This window comes from Sarcina ventriculi (assembly GCF_900456775.1).
GTDB classification, from domain to species: Bacteria; Bacillota; Clostridia; order Clostridiales; family Clostridiaceae; genus Sarcina; species Sarcina ventriculi.
Genome location: NZ_UAUL01000007.1, coordinates 260,927 through 277,881 on the forward strand (window position 1 = coordinate 260,927; position 16,955 = coordinate 277,881).

At 27.2% G+C, this 16,955-nt stretch carries 14 protein-coding genes and 1 other annotated feature; of the genes, 6 read left to right on the forward strand and 8 right to left on the reverse strand.

The window, feature by feature from the left end; genetic code table 11:
* Nucleotides 1-366: 366 nt before the first annotated feature.
* Both DR020_RS05445 and DR020_RS05450 read right to left on the reverse strand, forming a co-directional pair.
* On the reverse strand, nucleotides 367-891 hold the full coding sequence (locus DR020_RS05445) for a spore maturation protein (protein ID WP_058993366.1): 525 nt from the start codon (nucleotides 889-891) through the stop codon (nucleotides 367-369).
* Between the two features lie 9 nt (nucleotides 892-900).
* Nucleotides 901-1,476 (reverse strand): nucleoside recognition domain-containing protein, encoded by a 576-nt coding sequence (locus DR020_RS05450; RefSeq protein WP_055258763.1) that lies wholly within the window; start codon nucleotides 1,474-1,476, stop codon nucleotides 901-903.
* 110 nt (nucleotides 1,477-1,586) lie between these two features.
* Here DR020_RS05450 and DR020_RS05455 point away from each other — a divergent pair, with 110 nt between their 5' ends.
* On the forward strand, nucleotides 1,587-1,772 hold the full coding sequence (locus DR020_RS05455; protein WP_055258765.1) for a hypothetical protein: 186 nt from the start codon (nucleotides 1,587-1,589) through the stop codon (nucleotides 1,770-1,772).
* 72 nt (nucleotides 1,773-1,844) lie between these two features.
* Here the strand turns inward: DR020_RS05455 and DR020_RS05460 are convergent, their stop codons facing one another.
* The 3 genes from DR020_RS05460 to DR020_RS05470 form a co-directional block, all read right to left on the reverse strand.
* Nucleotides 1,845-2,843, reverse strand: a complete 999-nt coding sequence (locus DR020_RS05460; RefSeq protein WP_055258768.1) for a LacI family DNA-binding transcriptional regulator — start codon at nucleotides 2,841-2,843, stop codon at nucleotides 1,845-1,847.
* Nucleotides 2,844-3,217: 374 nt separating this feature from the next.
* Complete coding sequence (ileS, locus tag DR020_RS05465) at nucleotides 3,218-6,328, reverse strand: isoleucine--tRNA ligase (protein WP_112365437.1); 3,111 nt, start codon at nucleotides 6,326-6,328, stop codon at nucleotides 3,218-3,220.
* A gap of 137 nt (nucleotides 6,329-6,465) precedes the next feature.
* Nucleotides 6,466-6,746 (reverse strand) — a binding site (T-box leader).
* A 39-nt stretch (nucleotides 6,747-6,785) separates the two neighbouring features.
* Nucleotides 6,786-8,123, reverse strand: a complete 1,338-nt coding sequence (locus DR020_RS05470; protein ID WP_112365438.1) for a hypothetical protein — start codon at nucleotides 8,121-8,123, stop codon at nucleotides 6,786-6,788.
* Nucleotides 8,124-8,333: 210 nt separating this feature from the next.
* Here DR020_RS05470 and DR020_RS05475 point away from each other — a divergent pair, with 210 nt between their 5' ends.
* Complete coding sequence (locus DR020_RS05475) at nucleotides 8,334-8,549, forward strand: (2Fe-2S)-binding protein (RefSeq protein ID WP_055258774.1); 216 nt, start codon at nucleotides 8,334-8,336, stop codon at nucleotides 8,547-8,549.
* Between the two features lie 74 nt (nucleotides 8,550-8,623).
* Here DR020_RS05475 and DR020_RS05480 read toward each other — a convergent pair whose 3' ends face one another.
* Both DR020_RS05480 and DR020_RS05485 read right to left on the reverse strand, forming a co-directional pair.
* Nucleotides 8,624-9,241, reverse strand: coding sequence for a hypothetical protein (locus tag DR020_RS05480; protein WP_055258776.1), 618 nt, complete (start codon nucleotides 9,239-9,241; stop codon nucleotides 8,624-8,626).
* 144 nt (nucleotides 9,242-9,385) lie between these two features.
* Entirely contained in the window at nucleotides 9,386-11,308 is a 1,923-nt protein-coding gene (locus DR020_RS05485; RefSeq protein WP_112365439.1) for an ABC transporter ATP-binding protein, read from the reverse strand.
* A gap of 135 nt (nucleotides 11,309-11,443) precedes the next feature.
* Here DR020_RS05485 and DR020_RS05490 point away from each other — a divergent pair, with 135 nt between their 5' ends.
* From DR020_RS05490 to DR020_RS05505, 4 genes are all read left to right on the forward strand, one after another.
* Nucleotides 11,444-12,619, forward strand: a complete 1,176-nt coding sequence (locus DR020_RS05490; protein WP_112365440.1) for a class I SAM-dependent rRNA methyltransferase — start codon at nucleotides 11,444-11,446, stop codon at nucleotides 12,617-12,619.
* A gap of 496 nt (nucleotides 12,620-13,115) precedes the next feature.
* The gene (locus DR020_RS05495) at nucleotides 13,116-14,036 is read left to right on the forward strand and encodes a DMT family transporter (RefSeq protein ID WP_112365441.1); all 921 of its coding nucleotides are present in this window, start codon (nucleotides 13,116-13,118) and stop codon (nucleotides 14,034-14,036) included.
* Between the two features lie 57 nt (nucleotides 14,037-14,093).
* Nucleotides 14,094-15,035 carry a DMT family transporter gene (locus DR020_RS05500; RefSeq protein WP_112365442.1) on the forward strand — a complete coding sequence of 314 codons (942 nt, stop codon included), beginning with the start codon at nucleotides 14,094-14,096 and terminating at the stop codon, nucleotides 15,033-15,035.
* A gap of 207 nt (nucleotides 15,036-15,242) precedes the next feature.
* Nucleotides 15,243-16,166: a DMT family transporter gene (locus DR020_RS05505; protein ID WP_055258785.1), complete on the forward strand. Its 924-nt coding sequence runs from the start codon at nucleotides 15,243-15,245 to the stop codon at nucleotides 16,164-16,166.
* 50 nt (nucleotides 16,167-16,216) lie between these two features.
* Here DR020_RS05505 and DR020_RS05510 read toward each other — a convergent pair whose 3' ends face one another.
* On the reverse strand, nucleotides 16,217-16,936 hold the full coding sequence (locus tag DR020_RS05510; protein ID WP_055258787.1) for a 2-phosphosulfolactate phosphatase family protein: 720 nt from the start codon (nucleotides 16,934-16,936) through the stop codon (nucleotides 16,217-16,219).
* Nucleotides 16,937-16,955: the final 19 nt, after the last annotated feature.

A 16,955-nucleotide genomic window follows, 5' to 3' on the forward strand; every position in this document is an offset into this window, starting at 1 on the left:
AAGTTAATAATTTAACCATCATTATTGCAATTTCAAATCAATACTAGTATAAAAACTTTTATTTTTATAAGTTTTCATTACTTTTTATTTCTTGTTATGTTATTATTTTAACATATATGTTAATATGTTACTAATTTCATTTTTAGCCTTATAGTTAAATTGTTAACTATTACCTTTAAAATTCTCTCTTTTATTTCATATTACTTATATATTCACCTATTTTTTTATTTTTTACTTCTTATTTACATTTGTTAATATATTACTAATACCTAATTTCTTTATATGATTGCCTTTTTTCATAAACTAAAATAAATATTTTAAATTCTTGCAACTATAAAAACCTTGCCTAAACACATTAAGCAAGGTTTAAAAAAACAATAGATTAGTCATAAATATGGCCATTATTATAGCTACCAAATCTGCCATAACTGCTCCCCAAAGAGTATGTCTTATTTTCTTTATACCAACTGCACCAAAGTAAACTGTTATTGTATAAAATATAGTTTCTGTCCCTCCCATTATTACTGAAGCTATAAGTCCTGTTTTAGTATCCGCCCCAACAGTATTTATTATTTCTGTAAAAATCCCAAGAGCACCACTACCTGATAAAGGTTTTATGAAAACTAGTGGAACTAATTCCTTTGGAAGACCTATCAAACTAACTATTGGTGCAAAAAAATTATTAAGTAAATTCAAAAGATTAGCATCTTTAAATATTCTTACAGCTACAAGCATAGCAAGAAGTGGAGGAAATATTCTTATACAAACTTTAAGTCCATCTTTCGCCCCTTCTATAAACCACTCATAAACTTTAACACCCTTAATCATTCCATAACATACTATAATTAAAAGTATTAATGGAACTAAACTACTTGATAAATAATTTCCCATATAGCACCTCTAAAAATATCTTTGAAGTATTTTGCAACATATAATTCCAACAATACACGCTACTGCAGTTGATATTAATGCCGGAAGTATTATAATTGCTGGATTATTTGATCCTGCAGCTGCCCTTATAGATATTACGGTAGATGGTAAAAGCTGAATACAACATGCATTCATAACTAAAAAAAGAGCCATATCATTTGATGCAATTCCTTTTTTATTATTTATGTTATCCAACTCTTCCATAGCTTTTATACCAAAAGGAGTTGCTGCATTTGAAAGACCAAGCATATTAGCAGTTAAGTTCATAACAATTGCACCTAGCGCCTCTTCACTTTTAGCACTCTCTTTAAAAATCATTTTTAGTATTGGCTTTAAAAGTTTAGCAATTTTAGCAGTCAATCCACTTTTTTCAGCAACCTTCATAACTCCACACCAAAAGCACATAATTCCAACTAATGATATTACAAATCTTGTAGCACTTTCAGTTGATTCTATAACACCTTTTGATATAACTGCTCCTTGCCCTGTAAACACTCCAAATAATACTCCTGAAGCTATTATAAAAAACCATATGTAATTTATCATATTATCTCCTAATTATTAATCTCATATTAATATATGCCTTGCATTAACCATTTAGTAGTGATAACATAAAATTAACAGTTATATTTTATTTAATCCAAAGGAGAATTTTTATGAACGAAGACAATTTAAAACTAGCTCAACAAGAAGTGGAAAATGCTTTAAAAGCTGTTGAAAATTTAGAGCAAATATTAGATTCAAATGACTTGTCAAAAGAAGTTTTAAAGGAACAGTTCGTTTCCCTTACAAAAAAGGTTCAAGATTTAGAAAGCATTCTTAAAACTGAGGGTATTTTATAATATAAATAAAAAAAGCAGAAGGATCAATTCCTCTGCCTTTTTTATTGCTATCAATAATAAAACTTTTAATAATTATTTACAACTATCTCTTTCAACTAACTTATAGTTTAATACAAAATGTCCTTCTTCTAAAACTTTATTATTTATAAGTTTTATAAGCATTCTCATAGCAACAGAACCCATATCATACATTGGTTGATAAACTGTTGTTAACTTAGGATAAAAGGCTCTTGCAAGATCTATATCGTTAAAACCTACAACACTTACATCCTCTGGAACTTTTAAACCTTTATCTCTTAGAGCATTTATTGCACCCATGGCAATTTCATCAGATGCACATACTATTGCTTTTGGACTTACTCCTCTATTTAACATCTCTATAACCCCAGTGTATCCTGTTTCCACTTTTAAGTTATGGAAATATGTGAACTCTTCTCTAAACTCTATATTACTTTCTTGCAATGCATTTTTATATCCAGTAAATCTTTTTTTCCAAGCATTATTATCTTCTCTGCTAACACCTATAAAAGCTATATCTCTAATATCTTTATCTATTAAGTATTTAGTTACTTCATATGTAGCTTTTACATTATCTATTGTAACACTTGGCAAATCAGCATTTTTATCATCTGTTTCAACTAATACCGTTTTTACATCTAATTCATTTATTAAATCTAATATATCATTTTCTAATGAAGAACTCATATAAAGAACTCCATCAACCATCTTTTCTTTTAAAACTCTTAAATATTCTTTTTCCTTATCCGTATCAAAATCAGAGTTGCAAAGCATAACATTATAACCATAAATGTTTGCCACATCCTCAGCCCCTCTTACTATTTCAGGATAAAATTGATTTGATATATCAGGGATAAGTATTCCTATTGTTCTAGTTCTTTGAGTTTTTAAACTTCTAGCAACAATATTAGGTCTATAACCTAATTTTTTTATTGCTTCTAAAACCTTCTTTTTAGTTTCTTCATTTACTACATCTATATCATTCAATACTCTTGATACAGTAGCAATAGATACACCTGCCTCTTTTGCTACATCTTTAATTGAAGCTGCCATGTACTTTTCATCTCCTCTTTAAAATATTTAATTTAATCAACCCTCATTTTTTCACCAATAATCTATTATAATATTTAGTATCATTTTATACAAGGGATTTATATTTATCCATTTTTTATTATTCTACTCAAAAACTTAGTATTTAACCAAATTCAGCTATATTGATTTTAAAAATCATATACTTATTCTTTGTAATAACATAAACATTTTATTCTAAAATAACAGTTGTTAAATTAGTCTACCTAATAATATTAATACGTTTTATCTAACTATGCAATTATTTGCATCACTAAATCATTAAAATTTATAATAATTTAAAAAGAGTATTGGCTTTATAACTTAAGCCAATACTCAGTTTTCATATCAACTAACAACTAGATTTTTTCAACAATTATACCTAAATTTTCACCGTTTATTACAGTATCCACATAGTTTTTATCAGAACCGTAAACAACTTTTTCTGTTAAAGTATCTTTCTTTATTGTATCTTCAAACTTTTTAACAACATCCATAAGCATATCATTGTTAGCTAAATAAAGAGTTATTCTATCTAAAACTTCAAATCCATTTTCTTTTCTCATATTTTGAATTTTTGATATTATTTCTCTTACATGACCTTCTTCTCTTAACTCATTTGTAATAGTAGTATCTAAAACTACACCAATTTGTCCTTCACCAGCAAATGCATATCCTTCTAAACCTTGCATTGTTACAAGTAAATTTTCTTTATTAAGTTCAATCTCTACTCCATTAACATTTATAACTTCTACTTCTCCATTTTGAAGTTTTTGTGCAAGTTCCATTTGATTTTTGCTAGCTATTTCTTTTCTTATTGCAGGTATAAGTCTACCATAAGCCTTTCCTAAAACAGGTAGATTAGGTTTTATTTTAAACTTAACATGAGCAGAAAGATCAGCTCCAAATTGAACTTCCTTTATATTAAGTTCGTCTTTTATTATATCTCCATAGTATTTTGGAAGAGCATCTGTTGATATTAACATTTCTGAAAGTGGCTGTCTATTCTTAATATTAGCAGCATTTCTTGCACTTCTTCCAAGCTTAACTAATCTATACGCTAAGTCCATTTCTTTTTCTAACTCTTTGTTTATAGCCTTTTCTGAAACTTCTGGCCATATGCATAAATGAACACTTTCCTTAGCTTCTTTATCTAAATTAACCACTAAATTTTGATATATTTCTTCTGTTACAAATGGAACAAAAGGAGCAGCTACTTTAACTAAAGTAGTTAAAACTCTGTATAAAGTTGTATACGCACCTATCTTATCATCAGTTAATTCTTCTGACCAGAATCTTGCCCTATTTCTTCTTACATACCAGTTTGATAACTCATCTGTAAACTCTTCAATTTCTAAAGCTGCTTGAGTTATTCTGTAATTATCTAAATGTTCATCAATATCTTTAACTAAAGTATTAAGCTTTGACATCATCCATTTATCCATTACATTATCTGATACAAAGTCTTTGTAATCTAATGGATTAAAGTTATCAAGTTCTGCATATAAAACATAGAATGAGTATACATTCCATAATGTACTTAAGAACTTTCTTTGAGTTTCTGCAACATCATCTATTGAAAATCTTGTTGGAAGCCATGGAGCACTTGCAGTATAGAAATGCCATCTTGTAGCATCTGCACCTTGTGTATCTAAAACGCTAAATGGATCAACTACATTTCCTTTAGATTTTGACATTTTTAATCCTTTTTTATCTAAAACGTGACCTAAAACTATACAATTTTCAAATGGATTTCTATCAAAAATTGCTGTTGATGTAGCAAGTAATGTATAGAACCATCCTCTTGTTTGGTCTACAGCTTCTGATATAAATTGAGCTGGATAGTTTTGTTCAAATAATTCTTTGTTTTCAAATGGATAATGGTGTTGAGCAAATGGCATTGAACCTGAGTCAAACCAACAGTCAATAACCTCTGCTGTTCTAGTCATTTCTTTTCCACATTTTTCACATTTAATATGAACATTATCTATAAATGGTTTATGAAGTTCTATTCCATCTGGAACATTAATTCCCTTTGCCTTAAGTTCTTCAACACTTCCTATACACTCTCTGTGACCACATTCACATTCCCATATTGGAAGAGGAGTTCCCCAATATCTATCTCTTGATATTCCCCAATCAATAACATTTTCTAAGAACTTACCAAATCTACCTGTTCTTATGTTGTCTGGATACCAATTTATTTTATTGTTATTTGCTAATAACTTATCTCTAAGAGTTGTCATTGCAACAAACCAACTCTCTTTTGGATAGTAAAGAAGAGGTGTATCACATCTCCAACAATGTGGATATGAGTGAAGGTGCTTTTCAGCTTTAAATAATTTGTTATTTTCCTCAAGCCATTTACAAATACTTTCATCACATTTCTTTACAAACTTACCTGCCCATGGAGTAACTTCTTCTACGAATTTACCTTCTCTATCAACTAAGTTTATAAAAGTAATTCCATTAGCTTTGGCAACTAAACTATCATCCTCACCATAAGCTGGAGCTATATGAACAATACCAGTACCATCTGATAAAGTTACATAATCACCATGAATTACCTCAAAAGCTTTTCCCTCAACTTTTCCAAAAGGCATTAATTGTTCGTATTTAGTTCCAAGTAATTCTGTTCCAGGAAATTCTCTAATTATTTCATAATCTTCACCTAAAACTTTTGGTGCTAAATCCTTAGCCAATATAACTATTTCATCCTCAATTTTTGCTTCAACATATGTATATGCCTTGTTTATACATAAAGCTAGATTTGAAGGTAATGTCCACGGAGTTGTTGTCCAAGCTAATATATATTTATTATCTTCTCCTGCTACTTTAAATTTAGCAATTGCAGTTAAGTCTTTAACATCTTTATATCCTTGAGCAACTTCATGAGAAGATAAAGCTGTTCCACATCTTGGGCAATATGGCATAACTTTATGACCCTTATAAAGTAAGTCTTTATCCCACATTTGTTTTAAAGCCCACCATACTGATTCTATATAATTATTATGATAAGTAACGTAAGGATGTTCCATATCTACCCAATATCCTATTTGGTCAGTCATTTTTTCCCACATGCTTACATAAGTAAATACGCTTTCCTTACATTCTTTAACGAACTTTTCAACTCCATATTCCTCTATTTGAGGTTTTCCTGAAATTCCAAGCTTCTTTTCTATTTCAAGCTCAACTGGTAACCCGTGAGTATCCCAACCTGCTTTTCTTATAACCTTATGCCCTTTCATAACTTTGTATCTTGGAATAATATCCTTCATAACCCTAGTTAAAACATGACCTACATGAGGTTTTCCATTTGCAGTTGGAGGTCCATCATAAAAAGTAAAATATTCTCCATCTTTATTCATATCAAAATTCTTTTGCTTTATATCTTTTTCTTTCCAAAAATCAGCTATATCTTTTTCGATTCCAACAAAACCTGATTTTGGAAGTTCAACTTTCTTATACATTAACCTAAACTCCTTTCATTATTAAATGTATATCATAATAAATAATTAATTATTGGTTTACTAATTAATTATTTGCTTACTAAGTAAATTTTAGACAGATATATAAAAAATCCTTTAAAAACAAAAAACTCCGTCCTCTAAAGGACGAAGTATATTCGCTGTACCACCTAAATTGCATAGTTATCTTAGCAATAAATTTTAAAATTATATAAGTAAGGTTTCTTGCTAAGTTTCGTAAAAGCACATATTATGCCTTAATCCTGTAACGTGGATAAACGGGATAACTTAATAAAAATAAAACTTTCGTTCAGCATCCAACTCACAGGTGATATTCCTTAAATTTTCCTATGATTTTTCACCAACCAATCACTCTCTAAAAGGCTTGAATTTAAGTACTTGCCCTGATCAAAGTTACTAAAAAAATTATATAATAGCCTCCTAAAAAAGTCAATAAAGTCTAGTTATCTATTTTTTTATACCCAATAAAAAAACTTCCTAATAAAAACATGAAAATACCTACATATAAAGACAAATAATTAACTGGAAATATTCCTGTTTTAGGTAATGTATTAGCAATATCTTTTTGACTTTTTTCATTTTCACTATCACTTTCCGCTATTAACAATGGAGTTTCATCTTTATCATTCAAACTATTTAAATTACTATTTTCTAAAGCAATTTCTTCTTTTAAATATCCAACTACACTGCTAACTTTATTATCCGAATTAACTTGTGCTTTTATTATTAAATTTTCTAATCCGACACTATTTAGTTCTTTTTGCTCTTCATCACTTAAAATAACTGTATACATTCCATCTACTAAAATATCATCCTTACCAAATTTTAAAATATCCCCAGATATACTAGTTATATTTTCTAAATATAAGTATTTTTCTATATTTTTATCCTTAGTTATTAATACTTTATTATCCATTTTCTTATTTCCTATATATATTTTCAAATCATTTTTTTCATTTTTCAAATCTAAATTACTATCTATTTTAAAAGTTATTTTTAATTTATCATTTTCTTTTATTATTTCTAAGTTTGAAACATTAACCTTATAGCTTTCTTCATTTTTATTAACATTTTTCGTATCAGCGCTATATATAATATTAGAATTATTTCTTTCAGACACTTCTCTAACCCTATTATCACTTAATAACTCTTCAGATGTTTCAACATTTTGGATTGAATTTTCTATATCTAAAGAATTATTAATTTCATTGATATCATAACTATCCTTTACATAAATTATCTCATCATGCATATCTGTATCTTCTAATTCTATACTCTCTTTATTGTTTAATTCCATGCATTTATCTTCTTCAAACTTATAGTCTGTATAATATAAAATAATTTTTTCTAAAATATCTGTTATTTCATAAACGGTATTAATCTTACCATCATTTAAGTCTATAATTTTCTCTTTAATTTCATCATTTACAACATGTATATCATTTAGATATCTTATAATATCATTTAAATCATTTAAATTTACTTGCAAAAACTCATCAACAATTTCTTCGTAATTATAATTGCTGTAATCTCCATTCAATAAATCATATAATCTCTCAATTTCTAAAATGCATTTACTATAATTTAAAATATCTATTTTTTCTTCTTTATTATCATCTAGTTCATTATTTATTTCTTGTAATTCTTCGTAATCTTTATTTTCATAAACTTCTTCTCTTTCTAAAATGTTTTCTATTTCAACTCCTAAAGCATTATTTGAAATAAAAAAAATTAAAAATACAAGTAATAGCACTATAACTCTACTTTTCTTTTTCATGCACATCTCCTAACACTTTCTAATTCTAGCTATGATATTACCCACTTTTTTATTTAATTAAACAAATATTAAAAATATTTTAAATATTTATTTTTATTATTAATAAATATTTATTATTATTTATGTTTATGACTTATTTTGATATAATTAAATTAATTAAAATATCCTTTATAAATAGTAATTTAAACTAACTCACTAGGAGGAATTTTTATGGATAATAAAGATTTACAAGAAATTGTTTTAGATAAAATGACTAAAGTTTGTGTATGTAAAGCTATATCAAAAGCTAAAATTAAAGAATCAATAAAATTAGGAGCTGATACATTAGATAAAGTTATAAAAGATACTGGTGCTTGTACTGGTTCATGTAAAGGTTCTAGATGCAAACTTAAAATAGAAAATTTAATAACTGAAATGAATAATTAATTACTTTAAGGCTATGATTATGATAATCATAGCCTTAATTTTCTTGCTCTTAATATTACTATAAATTTTATAGTTTAAATTTGCCATTCAATAAGTTCCATATCTTTTGCCCATGATGAACAAGCTCTTGGATATCCTTGGCTTGTACTACTTCCGACAACATAGGTCTTTTTTAAATCAAAACAATTATTTTTAACAGTTTTATAACCCTTTAATATATATTGTATTCTATCTTCAAAAATAGATTTTAATCCTATTGGCGGTTCCCCCCAAGCAAAAATAATATGATTACAATCTATCATTTCTTCAAATATTACTAAATCATTTTTTATAAATTCACCATTTTGCCATATTCCCTCGTTGCCTAATAAGAATAATTCTCCTTTTGTTTTGAATATTTCTTCTAAAGCATATTTTGTATACTCAATGCACGGAAAAACAAATACAAAACTAATTCTTTTTATTCCTCCAAATTCATCATCATGGTCTAAAAGATACTTTGTAGCTCTTTTTAAACTTTTCATTGAATCCTCTAATTGATAAGGTTTTGGTGCCTTTAAAACTATAAGAATCGAATTTTTATTTTCTTTGTTTATAGGTACAACAATCTTAAAAATTCTATCTTCAACTTCATCAATTATTTTTTCTATGTTATTATCTTTAAAAAACTTAAAATGATTATTCTTTTGCATATTATAGTCCCCTTTTTATACTCATATTGTATTTTTTTAAATTATGATAATTAAATTTTAAACCCTGATATGAGTTGCCATAAAATATATGGCAACTCACTATCATATTATTTAGCATAATCTAAATATATGCATAACTTAACACTATTGTTTCTTACTTTCCTCTATTTTTTGAGCTAAGTCATTTAAATATTCCCATCTTTCATATTTAAATTCTAAATTCTTTTCGACCTCTTCTTTTTCCTTCATAAGTTCTTGAAGTTTTGAAAAATCACTAGAATATTTGCTCATTTCTTCATCTAATGATATAATTTTATTCTCTAAAATCTCTATATCACTATCAATAGTTTCAAATTCCTTTTGCTCTTTAAAAGTAAATTTTAATTTTTTCTCTCTAATCTTTTCAACTTTTTTATTCACAGAAATTTTATTTTTATCCACAGTTTTTTCTTCTTTATCAACAACTTTATCTTTTTCCTTGTGGATTAAATAATCACTATAATTTCCTTCATATTTTTTTATCTCGCCTTTTCCTTCATAAGAAAATATCTTATTGCAAATTCTATCTAAGAAATATCTATCATGAGATACTGTTATAACTGCACCATTAAAATCATCTAAATAGTCCTCTAAAATTTTTAATGTTTCTATATCTAAATCATTAGTAGGTTCATCTAAAAGCAATACATTTGGAGCTTCCATAAGAATCTTTAAAAGATGAAGTCTTCTTCTTTCACCACCTGATAATTTTCCAATTAAAGTCCACTGCATAGTTCCATCAAATAAAAACTTTTCACACATTTGAGAGGCAGTTATTCTATCACCTGTTGCTGTTGGTAAATATTCTCCTGCTTCTTTTACATATTCTAAAACTCTCATATCAGGATTCATGTGACTATCATCTTGAGAGAAACAACCAATCTTTACTGTTTCACCTTTTATAACTTCCCCACTATCTGCAATTAATTTTCCTTCTAAAATTTTTATAAGAGTTGATTTTCCAACTCCGTTTTGTCCAACTATACCTATCCTATCATTTCTTAAAACTATATAGCTAAAATCATTTATTATTTTTTTGTCCCCAAAAGTCTTTGAAATATCATGAAGTTCTATTACTTTCTTACCTAACCTACTACTCATAACAGAAATCTCAATATTATCATTGGTTACTAATCCTTCTTGAGAAGTCAAATCATGAAATCTATCAAGTCTTGCTTTTTGTTTAGTGCTTCTAGCCTTTGCTCCTCGTCTAACCCAAGCCAATTCTTTTCTTATAAGATTTTGTCTTTTATCCTCATTTGCTTGTTCAATCTCTAATCTTTCCATCTTTTTTTCTAAGAACATAGAATAATTTCCATCATAACTAAATAATCTTCCTCTATCTAATTCTAAAATTCTATTAGTTACTCTATCTAAAAAATACCTGTCATGAGTAATCATTAAAAGAGCACCTTTTCTTTTATTTAAATATTCCTCAAGCCAATTTATAGTTTCATTATCTAAATGATTTGTAGGCTCATCTAAAATCAAAAGCTCACATGGAGTTATAAGAGCTGAAGCTAACATCACTCTCTTTCTTTGTCCCCCAGATAAATTCCCTACTTTAGCATTAAAATCTTCTATACCAAGCTTTGTTAAAACTATCTTAGCCTCACTTTCTAAATCCCAAAGATTTAAACTATCTATTTCCCCTTGAAGATTTATAAGTTTTTTATGTAAACTTTCATCTGCTGTATTTGAATTTATTTTTTCTAAAACTTCCTCATATTCTCTTATAATTTGCATTTCTTTAGAATTTCCTCTAAATACTTGCTCTATAACAGTTAATTCATTATCATAATCAGGATTTTGAGATAAATATTCTATTCTAACCCTATTTCCCTTTGTAATACTTCCACTATCACACTCTTCTATACCTGCAATAATTTTTAAAAAGGTAGATTTTCCTGTTCCATTTACACCAATAAGACCTATTTTCTCTCCTTCATTTATTCCTAAAGATATATTATTAACCAAAATTTTTTCTGAATAGCTTTTCGTTATATTTTCCAACGTAATTAAATTCATTTTTATCATCCTTTTCTAAGAATATTAACTTCATTATAATATAACACTCAATTTTATTAAAGAATTTATAAACATCAATAATTAATCATTTTATGTTATAATCTTTAAAGCTAATAGTTTGAGAGGAGAAATTTTATGACGAGTAAATTTTATTTACATCAAGGAAAAAACAAAAGAGTAGAACAAGGTAGACCATGGGTTTATATTGATGAAATTAATGAATATGATGGTGATTATGAAAATGGAGATATAGTTGAAGTTTATAATCATAAAGGCTATTTTTTAGGAAAAGGCTACATAAATGACAGAAGTAAAATAACAATTAGAATAATGACTCGTGATATAAATGAAGAAATTAATGAAGAGTTTTTCAAAAAAAGATTTAAAGATGCTTGGGATTATAGAAAAACTGTAATTGACACATCTTCTTGCAGATTTATCTTTGGCGAAGCTGACTTTTTACCAGGGCTTACTGTTGATAAATTTGAAGATTATTATGTAATTCAAATATCAACTTTAGGAATGGAAAAATACAAAGATTTAATAGTTAAAATCTTAGTTGAAGAATATAATGCAAAAGGTGTTTACGAAAGAAGTGATATAAAAACTAGAGAAATAGAAGGTTTAGAACAAACTAAAGGATTTTTAACCGAACCTTTTAATACAGACATAGAAATAATTGAAAATGGTGTTAAATATATAGTAGATTTAGAAAACGGACAAAAAACTGGATTTTTCTTAGATCAAAAAGAAAATAGAGCTGCAATTCATAGGATTTGTAAAAATAAAGATGTTCTAGATTGCTTTACACACACAGGTTCTTTTGCATTAAATGCTGGAATAGCAGGTGCTAAATCAGTTTTAGGTATTGATGTATCTCAACATGCAGTAGACTGTGCAACTAGGAATGCCATGCTTAATAATCTTCAAAACACAGTAAAATTTGAATGTCATAACGCATTTGATGTTTTAGGAGAATGGTCAAGGAATGGAAAAGAATTTGATGTTGTTATATTAGACCCTCCAGCTTTCACAAAATCTAGAAATACAATAAAACAAGCAATAAGGGGCTACAAAGAAATAAATCTTAGAGGATTAAAAATGGTAAAGAAAGGTGGCTATTTTGCAACCTGCTCTTGTTCTCATTATATGAGTGAAGAACAACTTAAAAAAACAGTTTTAGAAGCTGCCCATGATGCAAGAAGAACTCTAAGGCAAATTGAAGTTAGAACACAAAGTTCAGATCATCCAATTCTTTGGAATTCAGATGAGTCTTATTATTTAAAATTTTTTATATTCCAAGTTATTTAGTTTTTAAGTTAATTTAATAAATTCCATAAATTTCTTAGAATTATTTAAATTATTTTGGAAAATATAATAATGTAGCACGGATATTTAAAAAAATATCCTGCTTGGCTACTTTAATTTAAATATTATATAACTTATTTTATATAATATTTAATTTATATAAATGCAAGACTATATTAAATATCTACGCTTATAATATCTAAAAATAGTATAAGAAAAATATTTAATATAGTCTTCTATTATTAAATTATATATTAAGTTTTTTCAAATTCTTTAATCCATAATTATCTAATTTAAAGTATTATATATTTCAAAAACCTTCCTATCCTTTATATTTCTTCTTTTTCTCTCATAAAAAATTTCATATCTTTAATCCATTTCAAAAAATTTTTTCATAAAATCCCTTAATTTTTTTTAAACTTTGTATTATAATTGTTCTTAGTCTAATTTATTAGATAAAAAATTTTACTAAGTAGGAAGTGTTTTTACACAAAATATAATGTCAGAAAAAATTAATAATCTAGATAATAAAACGAAAGGCCTTATATATATACTTATATTTGGCTTATTTTTGGCTATTATGAATACATTTTTGAAATTAGCAGGTCCTATTCCTATTGCGGAAAAGATTGTTTATAAAAATGTAATTTGTACTATCGCAGGTTTTGTATTTCTTGCTAAAACCTACGGATTTAAAGATAAAAGCCTTTACTTTGGAAATAGAAAAAATATTTTTGGTCTTTCCATGAGAAATATTTGTGGAATACTTGGAATTACGGCTAACCTTTATGCCTTGCAACACTTAATCTTATCGACAGCTAGTGTACTTCAAGATTTAAGTGTATTTTTTGTCGTAATATTTTCATTTATATTCTTAAAAGAAAAAGTTAGATTGTGGCAAGTTGTATTAATTTGTGTTGGATTTTTAGGCGCATTAGTAGTAATAAACCCAACTAGCGTAAAATTTGCTCTTGCCCCTGCTCTTGCTGCTATTTTTGGCACTGCAATGAATAGTGGAACTTCTGTTACTATGAGGTTTTTAGGAAAAAAAGCCGCTCCATCTACTGTAGTATTTTTCTCTAACCTTGTTTCTGTAATAGTATTTACGCCATTTATGTTAATGGATTATAAAGTTTTATCATTACATACAACTATATTTTTACTTCTTGCAGGAGTTTGCTATACTGTAGTTGATTTTACCATAGTTTTGGCATACAAATATGCTCCTGGTAGAGAAATTGCTATTTTTTCCTATGTAGATGTAGTATTTTCTGCCGCTCTTGGATTTGCTGTATTTGGAACATTCCCAAAAGTAACAGCTATAATAGGATATGCAATAATTATAGCAGCTGCTATACTTTTAGTTTTATATAACTTTAAAATTAAAGAAACTAAAAAAGCTCTTGATACTAGCCTTTAACAAAAGTATCAATTAATTTACTAATATACAAAAGAAAAATTTTATTAAGGAGGATGTGTGGCTTCACACAAAAATATAATGTCAGAAAAAATTAACAATTTAGATAATAAAACAAAAGGTCTTATATATATACTTATATTTGGCTTATTTTTAGCTATTACAAACACTCTTTTAAAGTCAGCAGGTCATATTCCAGTAGCTGAAAAAACTGTTTATAGAAATGGAATTTGTGCTATCGCAGGTTTTATTGCTGTAGCTAAAGCTTATGGATTTAAGGATAAAAGTCGTTACTTTGGAAATAAACAAAATATTTTAGGTCTTTCTATGAGAACTATATGTGGAATACTTGGAATTACAGCTAACCTTTATGCTTTGCAATATTTAATTTTATCAACAGCCAGTGTACTTCAAGACTTAAGCGTATTCTTTGTTGTAATATTTTCATTTATATTCTTAAGAGAAAAAATTAGATTATGGCAAATTGTATTAATCTGTGTTGGATTTTTAGGTGCTTTAGTTGTAATAAACCCAACTAGCGTAAAATTTGCTATTGCTCCTGCTCTTGCTGCTATTTTTGGTGCTGCAATGAATGGTGGAGATGCTGTTTCTATGAGATTTTTAGGAAAAAAAGCTTCTCCATCTACCGTAGTATTCTTCTATAACTTTGTTTCTGCAATAATACTTACTCCATTTATGTTAATGGATTATAAAGTTTTATCATTACATACAACTATATTTTTAATTCTTGCTGGACTTTGTTATATCGTTGTTGAATTTGCCATGGTTTCAGCATACAAATATGCTCCAGGTAGAGAAATTGCTATTTTTTCCTATGTAGATGTAGTATTTTCTGCCGCTCTTGGATTTATTGTATTTGGAACATTCCCAAAAGTAACAGCTATAATAGGATATGTGATAATTATAGCAGCCGCTATACTTTTAGTTTTATACAATTTTAAAGTTAAAGAAAACACTTCAAATCAAAAACATACAGCATAAAAGAAAAAAACTATGCTTAATTTAAGCATAGTTTTTTAATTTACAAAAAATTAATTTTTTATTAATTATTTATTTTATAAATGTTCATAACTAAGGAATATAATTAAATCAACTGACTTATAAAGTTAATCTACTAAGTATTATTTTTTTTATTTTTACAACTTTATATTTAAAGGAGGTTTATGTATTTTTACATAAAATAATAGTATGAGTGAAAAATTTAATAGTTTAGATAACAGGAAAAAAGGATTAATTTACATAATTTTATATGCTATATCAATTGCTTTAATGAATACATTATTAAAATTAGCAGGTCCTATTCCTCCAACAGAAAAAATAGTTTATAAAAGCTTTATTTGTATTATCGGAGGATTTATTGTTATAGCTAAAACCTACGGTTTCAAAGATAAGGGTAGATTTATTGGTAATAAAAAAAATATTTTTGGTCTTTCCATTAGAACAATATGTGGTTTAACCGGAGGAACCGCAAATATTTATGCACTTCAATATCTAATTTTATCTACTTCTAGCGTAATTCAAGATTTAAGTGTGTTCTTTCTTGTAATTTTCTCTTTTATATTCTTGAAAGAAAAAATTAAATTTTGGCAAGTTGTATTGATATGCGTTGGCTTTGTCGGAGCTGTATTTGTAATAAACCCATCTAGCGCCAAATTTGTTCTTACACCATCTTTAGCCGCTATATTTGGTTCTGCAATGAATGCTGGAGACTCAGTTTCTATGAGATATTTAAGAAAAACTGCTTCACCAAGTACAATTGTATTCTTTTACAATGTTGCCTGTGCAGTAGTTCTTACACCATTTATGCTAATGGATTATAAGGTTTTAACTATTAAAGCAATGACTTACTTACTTTTATCAGGAGTTTGTTATCTTGTAGTTGAATTTGCCATAACTTCAGCTTATAAATATGCCCCTGCTAGAGAAATAGCTATATTCTCATATATTGATGTTATATTCTCTGCCGTGCTTGGATTTATTGTATTTGGATCACTTCCAACAATTATCTCTATCATTGGTTACATAATAATTTTAGCAGCAGCTATTACCTTAGTCCTATATAATTCAAAAACTACAGATAGTTCAAAACAAGAAACTAAGGCTACTAGCTAAAATTTTTGTTTTTAATTTAAATTTTTTTTAATAATATTTAGTAGCATAACTTATAATATGTCTATGTTATTATTTCTAAAAATAGGAACTATATCTGTTAAATTTTTAGAACAACAATAATTTAAATCATCTTGTAAGCCTAAAGATGTTAAAACATCAAAATGTCTAGCATTTTTAATAAACGAAATTATATCCGTATTATTTTCATAAACATATTTCGCAGTTTTGGCTATATCAGACATTTCACAATACTTTTCTTTCAATATATTATCTATCATATATCCCGCACAAATAAAATCATCCATAGAAAATTCGCCATTTGTTCCTGCATTGACAAACACAACATCCTTATTTAATTCAAGCAATTTTTTAGATACTGCAAGTCCATTTATCATAGAACCAATCAATATTAAATCAGCTTTTTTGCAAAGATTTAACGCTCTTGTACCATTTGTAGTAGATAAAATTACTGTTTTATTTAATACCTTATTTTGAGCATATTCTAAAGGCGAGTTAGAAAAATCAAAACCTTCTATTTTTAAAGCTCTCCTCTCTCCACCTAAAACTACATTTTCCCCACAATCTCTTAATTTTTTTGCTTTATCAAAAGCTTCATCTACCGTAAGAATTGGAATTACACATTTAGCTCCATTTTTTAAAGCTGTTGTTATAACACTTGTTGCTCTTAACATGTCTATAACTACAACTATTTTATCCTTTATTTTATTTTCTTCTATATAATCTGCTGAAATTATTAAATCTATCTTCATAAAAATATTCCCCCATATT

Coding starts and splice junctions, on each gene's coding strand:
- DR020_RS05445 (WP_058993366.1), bottom strand. CDS start 891: ATGGGAAATTATTTATCAAGTAGTTTAGTTCCATTAATACTTTTAATT.
- DR020_RS05450 (WP_055258763.1), bottom strand. CDS start 1,476: ATGATAAATTACATATGGTTTTTTATAATAGCTTCAGGAGTATTATTT.
- DR020_RS05455 (WP_055258765.1), top strand. CDS start 1,587: ATGAACGAAGACAATTTAAAACTAGCTCAACAAGAAGTGGAAAATGCT.
- DR020_RS05460 (WP_055258768.1), bottom strand. CDS start 2,843: ATGGCAGCTTCAATTAAAGATGTAGCAAAAGAGGCAGGTGTATCTATT.
- ileS (WP_112365437.1), bottom strand. CDS start 6,328: ATGTATAAGAAAGTTGAACTTCCAAAATCAGGTTTTGTTGGAATCGAA.
- DR020_RS05470 (WP_112365438.1), bottom strand. CDS start 8,123: ATGAAAAAGAAAAGTAGAGTTATAGTGCTATTACTTGTATTTTTAATT.
- DR020_RS05475 (WP_055258774.1), top strand. CDS start 8,334: ATGGATAATAAAGATTTACAAGAAATTGTTTTAGATAAAATGACTAAA.
- DR020_RS05480 (WP_055258776.1), bottom strand. CDS start 9,241: ATGCAAAAGAATAATCATTTTAAGTTTTTTAAAGATAATAACATAGAA.
- DR020_RS05485 (WP_112365439.1), bottom strand. CDS start 11,308: ATGAATTTAATTACGTTGGAAAATATAACGAAAAGCTATTCAGAAAAA.
- DR020_RS05490 (WP_112365440.1), top strand. CDS start 11,444: ATGACGAGTAAATTTTATTTACATCAAGGAAAAAACAAAAGAGTAGAA.
- DR020_RS05495 (WP_112365441.1), top strand. CDS start 13,116: ATGTCAGAAAAAATTAATAATCTAGATAATAAAACGAAAGGCCTTATA.
- DR020_RS05505 (WP_055258785.1), top strand. CDS start 15,243: ATGAGTGAAAAATTTAATAGTTTAGATAACAGGAAAAAAGGATTAATT.
- DR020_RS05510 (WP_055258787.1), bottom strand. CDS start 16,936: ATGAAGATAGATTTAATAATTTCAGCAGATTATATAGAAGAAAATAAA.